We start from the raw sequence: 9,991 nt of genomic DNA on the forward strand, positions 1-9,991 counted from the left end.
GTCCGCCGGGCGGTCGCCGGGCACTGGGCGACCACCTCGCGCAGCCCGTGACCGGCCTTGGCGCAGCGCTCACCGAGGCGGCGCAGGCCCTCCGGTTCCTCCCGGTGCGGCAGGCGCCCGGTGCGGGAGACGTCGGCCGGCATGTCGAGGTGGACCCGGGCCGGTTCGGCCGGCACGCCGTCGCCCTCGTGCCCGTCGGTCACCGTGTCCTGCCGACCCCCGTGCGGCGTGAAGGCCGACGGTGACCACTGGCAGCGCCGCCACCGGCCGGCACGAGCCGGAGCCGGTCGCTCACCGCTCCCGGAAGTGCAGCACGAAGCGGGCGCTGCTGCCGTCGATCCGGCGCCGGACGTAGAGGGCGGGGGTGCCGTCCGGGGTGCAGCTGACCCCCTCCCGCACCAGCAGCGGGGTGCCGGCCGGCACGCCCAGCAGTTCGGCGTCCGCCAGGTCCGCGCCGATCGCGCCGAAGGCCCGCCAGTCGTACTCGAGCTCCACCCCGCCGGCCCGCGCCAGCTCCAGCACCAGGTTCCCGGCTCGGCCCGGCCGGACCAGCTCGGCGGGCAGCGGGCCGAACGGCACCCAGTAGCTGCACGCGGCCCGGGCCCGCCCGCCGAGGCGGATCACCGAGTCCAGGCGGGACAGCTCGCCGGGTGCACGGCCCAGCTGCCGGGCCACCTCCTCGTCCTCCGCCGAGCCGGTGACGGCGGGCGCCGCCACCACGAACTCGCCGTCGCCCGGGCCGGCGTCGCCCCGGTCAGCGGTGTCCCGGTCGGCGTCGCCCCGGCCCGTGGTGTCCCGGCCGCCCCCGGGCAGCGCCTCGTGCAGGCTGCCGAGGTCGAAGCGCTGGCTGCGTGGATCCACGGTGATCGACGCCCGTACGGCGGGCGGGCGGACGAAGGTGCCCACACCCCGGCGGATCTCCACCACGGCAGCCCGCTCCAGCTCCGCGACCGCCTGCCGCACGGTCAGCCGGTTCACGCCGAACTCGGCGCTCAGCTCCGGCTCGCTGGGCAGCCGCGCGCCCGCCGGGTAGCCGCCGGCGTCGATCCGCTCCTGGAGCCGCCGGGCCAGCCGGCGGTACAGCGGAACGCGCGGGGGAGTGCTCGGGGGGTTCGTCGCCACGGACCGATCCTACGGAGCCGACGCCCGGCGCCGGGCCCGCTGCCCTCCGGCCCGCTGCCCTCCGGCCCGCCTGCCGGAGCCCCGGCTCGCTCGCCGCGGCCCGCCCCCGGCTCGCCCCGGCCGCTCTGGATCCCACGCGGCCCGCTCGCTCTCGCTCCGGCTCGCCGCGGCGCGCCGACGGGGGTGGGATGGAGGGGTGCCACGGGCCGAGGCTTGCCCGGCACCCCCGGGAGGGGCTAGACATCCAGACATCTAGATGTCGTTCCCTCCCGTGCGGCTCCACCGAAAGGCCCTCGCATGCCCCTGGTCAACTTCCGCGACTCCGCCGTCCTCAGCGACCCCGAGGGCCTGCGGATCCGCCCCGGCGTGCTGTACCGCTCCGCCCAGCCGTACCCGGCCGCCGACGAGGCCGTCGTCGCCCAGCTGCGCGCCTGCGACATCCGTACCGTCGTCGACCTGCGGGACCCCCGCGAGACCCACCCCGCCGACTGGGCCGCCGCCGAGGCCGCCGGGATAGCCGTCGTCGCCGCCCCGGTGAACCCCGCCACCGAGGCCCTCACCGCGCACATGAGCACCATGACCACCGCCGCCGACCTCGGCGAGTTCTACGTGCTGCTCGCCGAGTCCGCCCCCGAGGCCGTGGCCGCCGCCGTCGAGGCCGCCGCCCGCCCGGGCGCCGTCCTGCTCCACTGCGCCGCCGGCAAGGACCGCACCGGCCTGCTGACCGCCCTGCTGCTCGACCTGCTCGACGTGCCGGTCGAGCGCATCGTCGCCGACTACGCCCGCACCGCCGACGCCCTCCCGCAGATCTTCGCCAACCTCGCGGAACGCCACCGCACCGCCCTCAACCGCCCGGGTTCCTCGCGTGTCACCGGGCCCGACGGCCGGCACCTCACCATCCCGGCACCCCTGCTGGAGGCCCCGGCCGAGGCGATGAGCGTCTTCCTGCACCGCGTCCGCACCCACCACGGCGGCGCGGCGGCGTTCCTCCCCGCCTGCGGCGTCGACGCCGCCACCCTCGGCGCCTTCCGCGCCAAGGCCGCGGCCCCGGCCCCGGCCGTCTGAGCCGCCGGGAGGACCGGGCGCGGGCTGACCGGCGCCCGGGTCATCCGGTGAGCCCGCAGCCCGGGCGCCCGGGCGCCCGCACGCCCGGACGCCCGGACGCCCGGACGCCCGCACGCCGGCACGCCCGGCGCGTCACACGTCCCGCCGCCGGACCACGACCGCCGTCACCGCCACCGCGACCAGCGCCCACACCCCCATGGTGATCCAGGAGTCCAGCACGCTCGGCGCGTACTTCCCCATGGTGGTGGCGGAGGCCGGGTTGATGGTGAGCCGGTGGACGGTGGCCAGCGGCAGGTGGGTGCCGATCTCCTTCAGCCAGCGGTAGCGGTCGCCGCCGAACATCAGCGGCAGGATGAACATCAGCACCACCAGCGCCACGATCGAGGCGGTGGCGTGCCGCAGCAGCGCGCCCAGCGCCATCCCGACCAGCGCGCAGGTCGGCACGATCGCGGCGTAGCCGAGGACGGCCCGCAGGCAGCCCTCGTCGGTGATGGAGAGCCCGACGTGCCGGGAGGCCAGCATCGCGTTGACGCCGAAGAAGGAGGCCGTCGACACCACCGCACCGGCGAGCGCGGTGATCCCGCCGATCAGCAGCACCTTCGCCGCGATCACGCCCCGCCGGTCCGGCACCGCGGCGAAGGTGGTGCGGATCATGCCGGTGGTGTACTCGCCGAACACGGTGATCGCACCGAGGCTGCCGGCCGCGATCGCCATCAGGTCGCCCGCGATGCTGCCGAGGCCGTGGAACAGCGGGTCGTACCGGTACGGCGCCGTACCGGGCTCCGGCGCGGGCGGGTGGTCGATGTAGACGAGGTCGGTGTGCACCGCGTTCAGGTTGACCGCGATCGCCACCAGCGAGGCGAGCGCCAGCACCCAGTACGTCGACCGCAGCGAGCGCAGCTTGATCCACTCGGCGGCGAGCAGATCGGTGAACCGGGGTGCGGGCTCGGCCGGACGGACACCCGAGGCACGGCCGTCGGTCACGGTTCGGCCGTCGGTCACGGTACGGCCAGGGGTCACGGTGCTCATCGGGCCTCTCCTGCCGGGTATTCGACGCTGTCCGCGGTCAGGGACAGGAACGCGGACTCCAGGGACGACGTGCGGGTCACGAGTTCGTGCAGCACCAGGCCGTGCCGCAGGGCGAGTTCGCCGATCCGCTCGGCGGCCAGCCCGGTGACGACCCCGGACTGCGCCTCCGTCCGCCGTACCTCGGCACCCTCGGTCCGCAACACCTCGGCCAGCGCGCCGAGTTCCGGCGACCGGACGGTCACCGAGGCCACCGCGTTGCGCGCCGAGAACTCGGCCAGGCTCTGGTCGGCGATGAGGCGGCCGCGGCCGATCACCACCAGGTGGTCGGCGGTGTGCTCCATCTCGGCCATCATGTGGCTGGAGACGAAGACCGTCCGCCCCTCCTCCGCGAGCCGCCGGAACAGCCCGCGCACCCACAGCACGCCCTCCGGGTCCAGCCCGTTCAGCGGTTCGTCGAAGAGCAGCACCGGCGGGTCGCCGAGCAGCGCGCCGGCGATGCCCAGGCGCTGCTTCATGCCCAGCGAGTAGCCGCCGATCCGCCGCGCGGCGGCCTCGGTGAGGCCGACCTCCGCCAGCACCTCGTCCACCCGCCCGAGCGGGATCCGGTTGCTGCGGGCCAGTGCCGACAGGTGCGCCCTGGCGCTGCGCCCGCCGTGCACGTCGCCCGCGTCCAGCAGCGCGCCGACGTGCCGCAGGCCGCGCGGCCGGGCGGCGAAGGGTGCGCCGTCCACGGTGACGGTGCCCGCGGTGGGGGAGTTGAGGCCCAGGACCATCCGCAGCGTGGTGGACTTGCCCGCGCCGTTGGGCCCGAGGAAGCCGGTGACGGCACCGGGCCGGACGGTGAAGGTCAACTGGTCGACGGCCGTGGTGGCCCCGTACCGCTTGGTCAGTCGCTCGATCTCGATCACGGGGGCAACGCTGCCGTCCGGCGCGGTGACCGGGCATCGGGCCGCGGGCCACAACCGCGGCCCCCGCCCCCGCCCCCGGGATTACGCCCGCGGGCCGATGCGCCGCCGCGACGCCCGCGGCTACCATCGCGCCATGATCACCGACGCCCGCCCGCCCCTGCTCGGACGCCTGCCCGCCGGCGTGTGGGTGGCGGCGTTCTGGACGGCCGTCGTGGTGTTCCGGTTCTTCACGCGGGAGGACGAACTGCGCCACCTGTCGGAGTACCACGGCAATCCCGAGGACATGCCGCTGGTGGTCACGGCCGTGGTCACCACGCTGGTCGCGGCGCTGCTGGTCCGGCTGCCACTGGCGGCCGTCGCGGTGGCGCTCGCGGGCAGCGTCTTCTCGCTCGGCATGAGCAGCGTCCCGGAGGTCCCGGTGCTGCAGTTCCTGATCGCCGACGCCGTGGTCGGCTACTGCGCCGCCGTCCGCTCCCGCGCGGTCTCGCTGGGCGCCCTCGCGCTGCCGCTCGCCGTGCTCGCCGCACTGCTGCTCCAGGGCGCCGTCAACCACTACCCCGTCAACCCGCTCGCGTACGCCGGCCTCGCCGCGACCGTCCTGATCGCCTGGCTGGTCGGCAACACCGTCCACCAGAGCCGCGCCCACGGCGAGGCCCTGCGCGGGCGCGCCACCGAGCAGGCCGTCACCGCCGAACGGCTGCGGATCGCGCGCGAGTTGCACGACATGGTCGCCCACAACATCGGCATCATCGCGATCCAGGCCGGCATGGGCAGCCGGGTCATGGACACCCAGCCCGCCGAGACCCGCAACGCCCTGAACGCCATCGAGGCCACCAGCCGGGAGACCCTCGCCGGGCTGCGCCGGGTGCTCGGCGCGCTGCGGCAGGGGGACCCGGACTCCGCGCCGCTCGAAGTGGCCCCGGGCATCGCCGAGTTGGACCGTCTGGTGGAGAGGGCCGCGGGCGCCGGCGTGCGGGTCGCGCTCACCCGGCGCGGCGCCGCCCGTCCCGTCCCGCCCGAGGTGGACCTCGCCGCCTACCGGATCGTCCAGGAGGCCGTCACCAACGTGGTCAAGCACGCCGGCACCCGCGACTGCCACGTCACCGTCGAGTACGGGCCGGAGGAACTCGCCGTCACCGTCGAGGACCGGGGCACCGGCTCGGCGGGGGCCGCCCCCGGCACCGGCTACGGCCTGGCCGGGATGCGCGAACGGGTCACCCTGCTGCACGGCGGGTTCAGCGCCGGCCCGCGCCCCGGAGGCGGCTTCCGCGTCGCCGCCCGACTGCCGCTGCCCGAGGGGGCCGCCCCGGAGGTGGGACCGTGATCCGCGTCGTCCTGGTCGACGACCAGCCGCTCATCCGCACCGGCCTGCGGGTGCTCATCGCCGACGCCCCCGACCTGGAGGTGGTCGGCGAGGCCGGCAGCGGCGCCGAGGCCGTCGAGCTGGTGGCCCGGCTGCGCCCGGACGTCGCCGTGATGGACATCCGGATGCGGCCCCAGCCCGGCGGCCGGGAGGCATCCCCGGGCATGGACGGCATCGAGGCCACCCGCCGGATCACCGCCGATCCCGGACTGCCCACCCACGTGCTCATCCTCACCACCTTCGACGACGACGACTACGTGTACGGCGCGCTGCGCGCCGGGGCGAGCGGCTTCCTGGTCAAGGACCTCGCCCTGGAGACCATCCTGGACGGCGTACGGGCGGTCGCCGCCGGGGACGCCCTGCTCGCCCCCGGCATCACCCGCCGGCTGATCGGCGAGTTCGCCGCCCGTCCGCAGGCCCCGCGGGCCCGGCGCCCGGTCGTCGAGGGCATCACCGAGCGCGAACGCGAGGTGCTGACCCTGGTCGGCCGCGGGCTGTCCAACGCGGAGATCGCCGAGGAGCTCACCATCAGCGTGGCCACCGCCAAGGCGCACGTCGCCCGGCTGTTCACCAAGCTCGGCGCCCGCGACCGCGTCCACCTGGTCATCCACGCCTACGAGTTCGGGCTCGTCACGCCTTCGTAGGCCCCCGGGGGCCGCCGCACGCGCCGGAGCGCCCGAAGGAACGCGGGGCCCGGGAAACGCGGGGCCCCGGAAACGCGGGGGCGCCGGGGTGGGCCCGCACAACCCACCCCGGCGCCTGCTGTCCCGGCGTCAGGGCGCCGGGGTGCGTCGGACCGTCGTCAGGGGACGATCGCGTGCGAGATCTGGCAGGCGCTGACCGCGTTCGACCAGGTGCCCTGCATCGCGAAGGAGCCGGTCGCGAAGGCCACGTTCTGCGAGCCGCCGGTGCCGCCGACGCCCTTCCAGGCGCACTTGTCGGCGTTCTCGGCGCCCGACGAGTCGGTCCAGCCGCCGGCCGGGTTCTGGTCGGTGACGGTCTCCGCGTACTCGTGGCCGAACACCATGGTCACGCCGTCCAGCAGGCCCGCGGTGCCGCTGTTGACGTAGTTCTGGCCGCACGAGGTGCCCATGTCGGGCACGTACGGGTCGTTGCTGAACGCCACGTCACCGTACGGGGAGGCGGCGGCACCGCCGGTCAGCGTGGTGTCGCCGTTCCAGTCGTGCCAGGCGCAGAAGTTGCCCGTGGAGGTGTTGAAGCCGTCCGGGTGGGTGCCGGTCGGCGAGAGCACCACGTACTGGACGTTGCGGTTGGCGGCGGCGGTGGTGTTGCCGAAGTGCCCGGCGGCCTTGACGGCCTCGGCGGCGATCTGGTTGCCGGTGGCCTGGCCCGGAGCGGCGGCCGAACCGTCCACCCAGACGCCGGCCAGCGCGCCGCCGGTCGGGTAGCCGACGTGGGCGGCGGTGGACGCGCAGGTGGTGGAGCCCTTGGCGACGCCCTCGCAGTACTGGGTCATGACGCCCGACCAGGTCTCGTTGTTGGTGCCGAGGCCCTTGAACAGCTGCTGGGTGCGGACGGCCTCACCCTCCGGGTCACCGGAGAGCGTGGTGTAGCCGTTGGCGTCGGTGCCCGGGGTGCCCCACTGGGAGCCCCAGAAGATCAGGTACACCTTCGGCGCGCCGGTGGTGACACCTATGCCGTCGACGCCGCCGCCGTACTTCAGGTTGGTCGTACGGGCCGCGGCGGCGGAGTTGGCGTTGGCGTGCTCGGCGCTCTCCCTGGTGGAGACGGTGCCGTGCCGGTACGGGTGGCTGTTCCCGGCGAACTCGCTGCCCGGCTGGGTCGCCTGGGCGGCCGGGGCGGTGGCGAGACCGGCGGCGGCCAGCGCCAGCGCGCTGAGCCCGGTCAGGGCCCGGACTCGCGCCCGGCGGGAGGTGGGGGACATGCCCATCGTGAGGGTTCCTCTCTCATGCCGACCGCACACCGGTAGGGCGCGGACGGCACTGTGGGGGACGAAGGGGGGAGCGCGACGACGGTGGCACGGGAGGACTGGCGGCCCGTCACGAACCGCCGGTGACGTGGGGATGGGGGCCCGTTCACCGTCGACGGCGGGAAGCAAAGCACCGCCGCCGGAACCGGGTCAACGACGGCGATAGTAAGACCAAGCCCAAGGGAACACCCGGCAAAGGTATGGAAGATCAAAAGGCCGCAGTTGACAGGGCGTTGACACGCGTAGCGCAGGCGTTTCTCAACAGTTGAGGGTGCCCTTTACACCGTATTGGTCAGCCCCCGCCCTCCCCGTGACCTGCACGGAAAGCCCACCACCGGGCCTTCCCGGTTCCGCGCCGATGCCCTACCGTGTCGGCACCGACCGACCTGCGGCGAGGGCGGTCTACTGCGCCCCGGCCGGCCCGGTCTGCCCCGTCTGCCCCGTCTGCCCGGCGTCCCCCGTCTGCTCCGACCCGGTCCCGCCGCTCGCCCCGGTCCCGCCGCTCGCCCCGCTCGCTCCGAGCTCGCCGATCTCGCTGATCCGCATGATCCGCCCGTGCGAGTCGAGCACCACGTCGTAGGCGTTGCCGTAGCACCCGAAGGGGTCGGCCGGGTCGGACTCGGCGAGGCAGTCGTCGAGGTGGGTGATCAGCTCGTCCAGGCGGACGCTCTTCGCCGCGTCCCCGTGCGGGCGGTCGACCAGCGTCGCCGTCACGCCCGCCGCCGCGAATCCGTAGTGGACGGGCTCGCCGGTGGCCTCGTAACCGGGCGGCTCGCAGGTGTAGCGGCCGGGCTGGGCGGTGAGTTCGCCCGGACCGGCGGAGACCACGACGAGCACCTGGTGGCCGGGCAGCCGGCTGGGAGCCGGGCAGGGCCGGCCGCCGCTCGGCACGGAGACCGGGCCGGTGGCGGGAGCGCCGGCCGCCCTGTCACCGGCCGCCCTGTCACCGGCCGTCCTGTCACCGGGGGCGCTGTCGGCGGCGGAACCGTCGAGGTCGGCCGGCAGCTCGTCATCGTCGTCGAACAGGTCGTCGTCGAACAGGTCGTCGGCGCCCTGGTCGCCGCCCTTGTCGGCGAGGGCGGCCGCGGAGGAGGCCTCGGCCACCGTCGGGCGGGACTCGGCGGGGGTGCAGCCGGTGAGGCAGGCCAGGGCGGTACCGGTCAGCGCGGCGGCGGCGAGGAGGATGCGGGGCACGGCCATGGCACAAGTCTCTCCCGCGCGGCGGCGGACGTCGGCATCCGGGTACCGCCCGCCGCCGGGAGAGGGGTTTCCGCCCGCCGTCGGTGGAGGGGTTCCCGCCCGCCGCCGAGGGAGCGGTTCCCGCCCCCGCCGGACGTGCGGATCCGGCGGGGGCGGGAGGTCTTGGACGGCCCCTCAGGCCGCCATCGGCCGCTGGGCCTCGTACGCCGCGCGGAGCCGCGCCTGCGCCGCCGGGCCCGCGCCCAGGTGGTCGAGCCCGAGCAGTGCCGCGCCTAGGACGGGCGGCGCGACGACCACCCGGGGCTCGGCCAGCGGGGCGGTCCCGGCCAGCCGGGCCTCGACGTTGTCGAGCAGCAGCGGGTGCCGGGAGGCGAGCACCCCGCCGCCGAGCACCACCGGGGTGGGGGTGTCCAGCAGGTCCAGCCGCCCGAGGGCGACGACGGCGAGCCGGACGATCTCGTCGGCCTGCCGGTCGATCAGCTCCAGCGCGGTGGGGTCGCCTTCGTCCGCGACCGCGAACAGCACCCGGACGATCTCGTGCAGCCGGGCGCTCGGCAGGTGCCCGAGGTGGACGGCCTCCGCGACGGCCCCGGCGCTCGGCAGGCCGAAGTGCTCGGCGATGGCCCGGGCCAGCGCCGTCGGCCCGCCGCGCCCGTCCTCGGAGCGGACGGCGTGCCACATGCTGGTGGCGGCGAGCCCGGAGCCGCCGCCCCAGTCGCCGGTGAGTTCGCCGAGCGCGGGGAAGCGGGCGGTGCGCCCGTCCGGCAGCAGGCCGACGCAGTTGATCCCGGCGCCGCAGACCACGGCGACCCCGCACGGGCCGTCGGTGCCGGCCCGCAGCAGCCCGAAGGTGTCGTTGACGACGGTGCTGCTGACGCCCCAGGGGTGCGAGGCGAGGGCGGCGCTCAGGGCCTGCTCCTCCACCGGGAGGTCGGCGTTGGCCAGGCAGGCGCTGACGTGGCTGGTGAGCACGCCGCCGGCGGCGGGGTGGCCGGCCGCCGCGGCGGCCTCCTCGACCAGCGGGGCGAGCCCGGCGACGGCGGCCGCGCCGCCGATCCGGTGGGGTGCGAAGCCGCCGCCGCGGGCGGTGCCCAGGACGGTGCCGTCGGCGCCGATCAGGGCGACGTCGGTCTTGGAGTTCCCCGCGTCGATGGCGAGGACGCCGGGCAGGAGTGGTTCGGGCTGGTGGGTCATCAGGTCCCCGCGGCTCGTACGTGGCCCGGCCGCAAGCCCCGGCCGGGGGTGGTCGGTCTCCTCGCCGCGGCGGGCCCCCCCCCGCGGGGCGGGGCGGGCCGGCCCGCGCCCCGGGCCCCCCCCGGTGCGGGGCGGGGTGGGGGGGGGGCCCCATAGGGA

At 75.9% G+C, this 9,991-nt stretch carries 9 protein-coding genes; 3 read left to right on the plus strand and 6 right to left on the minus strand.

Annotated features, from left to right (window positions below; translation table 11 throughout):
• Window positions 1-291: 291 nt before the first annotated feature.
• Window positions 292-1,122: a GntR family transcriptional regulator gene (locus ABT247_RS13220; protein WP_350742067.1), complete on the minus strand. Its 831-nt coding sequence runs from the start codon at window positions 1,120-1,122 to the stop codon at window positions 292-294.
• Between the two features lie 297 nt (window positions 1,123-1,419).
• On the opposite strand from ABT247_RS13220, the gene ABT247_RS13225 reads away from it, so the two are divergent.
• The gene (locus ABT247_RS13225) at window positions 1,420-2,187 is read left to right on the plus strand and encodes a tyrosine-protein phosphatase (RefSeq protein WP_350742069.1); all 768 of its coding nucleotides are present in this window, start codon (window positions 1,420-1,422) and stop codon (window positions 2,185-2,187) included.
• Between the two features lie 132 nt (window positions 2,188-2,319).
• Here the strand turns inward: ABT247_RS13225 and ABT247_RS13230 are convergent, their stop codons facing one another.
• Window positions 2,320-3,216 carry an ABC transporter permease gene (locus ABT247_RS13230; RefSeq protein WP_350742071.1) on the minus strand — a complete coding sequence of 299 codons (897 nt, stop codon included), beginning with the start codon at window positions 3,214-3,216 and terminating at the stop codon, window positions 2,320-2,322.
• Window positions 3,213-4,124: an ABC transporter ATP-binding protein gene (locus ABT247_RS13235; protein ID WP_350742073.1), complete on the minus strand. Its 912-nt coding sequence runs from the start codon at window positions 4,122-4,124 to the stop codon at window positions 3,213-3,215. Before ABT247_RS13235 ends, ABT247_RS13230 begins: the two co-directional genes overlap by 4 nt.
• A gap of 133 nt (window positions 4,125-4,257) precedes the next feature.
• Here ABT247_RS13235 and ABT247_RS13240 point away from each other — a divergent pair, with 133 nt between their 5' ends.
• On the plus strand, window positions 4,258-5,448 hold the full coding sequence (locus ABT247_RS13240; protein WP_350742075.1) for a sensor histidine kinase: 1,191 nt from the start codon (window positions 4,258-4,260) through the stop codon (window positions 5,446-5,448).
• Window positions 5,445-6,131 carry a response regulator gene (locus tag ABT247_RS13245; protein ID WP_350742077.1) on the plus strand — a complete coding sequence of 229 codons (687 nt, stop codon included), beginning with the start codon at window positions 5,445-5,447 and terminating at the stop codon, window positions 6,129-6,131. The genes ABT247_RS13240 and ABT247_RS13245 overlap by 4 nt, the downstream gene beginning before the upstream one ends.
• Window positions 6,132-6,289: 158 nt before the next feature.
• Here ABT247_RS13245 and ABT247_RS13250 read toward each other — a convergent pair whose 3' ends face one another.
• The 3 genes from ABT247_RS13250 to ABT247_RS13260 form a co-directional block, all read right to left on the minus strand.
• Window positions 6,290-7,399, minus strand: a complete 1,110-nt coding sequence (locus tag ABT247_RS13250; RefSeq protein ID WP_350742079.1) for a hypothetical protein — start codon at window positions 7,397-7,399, stop codon at window positions 6,290-6,292.
• 441 nt (window positions 7,400-7,840) lie between these two features.
• Entirely contained in the window at window positions 7,841-8,638 is a 798-nt protein-coding gene (locus tag ABT247_RS13255; RefSeq protein WP_350742081.1) for a hypothetical protein, read from the minus strand.
• A 174-nt stretch (window positions 8,639-8,812) separates the two neighbouring features.
• Window positions 8,813-9,832: an N-acetylglucosamine kinase gene (locus tag ABT247_RS13260; RefSeq protein WP_350742083.1), complete on the minus strand. Its 1,020-nt coding sequence runs from the start codon at window positions 9,830-9,832 to the stop codon at window positions 8,813-8,815.
• Window positions 9,833-9,991 lie beyond the last annotated feature (159 nt).

Source organism: Kitasatospora sp. NPDC001539 (genome assembly GCF_040298565.1).
Classification (GTDB): Bacteria; Actinomycetota; Actinomycetes; order Streptomycetales; family Streptomycetaceae; genus Kitasatospora.

Bases quoted from the DNA above. Each gene is read 5' to 3' on its own strand.
- ABT247_RS13230 (WP_350742071.1), bottom strand. From the start codon at position 3,216: ATGAGCACCGTGACCCCTGGCCGTACCGTGACCGACGGCCGAACCGTG.
- ABT247_RS13225 (WP_350742069.1), top strand. From the start codon at position 1,420: ATGCCCCTGGTCAACTTCCGCGACTCCGCCGTCCTCAGCGACCCCGAG.
- ABT247_RS13255 (WP_350742081.1), bottom strand. From the start codon at position 8,638: ATGGCCGTGCCCCGCATCCTCCTCGCCGCCGCCGCGCTGACCGGTACC.
- ABT247_RS13240 (WP_350742075.1), top strand. From the start codon at position 4,258: ATGATCACCGACGCCCGCCCGCCCCTGCTCGGACGCCTGCCCGCCGGC.
- ABT247_RS13260 (WP_350742083.1), bottom strand. From the start codon at position 9,832: ATGACCCACCAGCCCGAACCACTCCTGCCCGGCGTCCTCGCCATCGAC.
- ABT247_RS13250 (WP_350742079.1), bottom strand. From the start codon at position 7,399: ATGGGCATGTCCCCCACCTCCCGCCGGGCGCGAGTCCGGGCCCTGACC.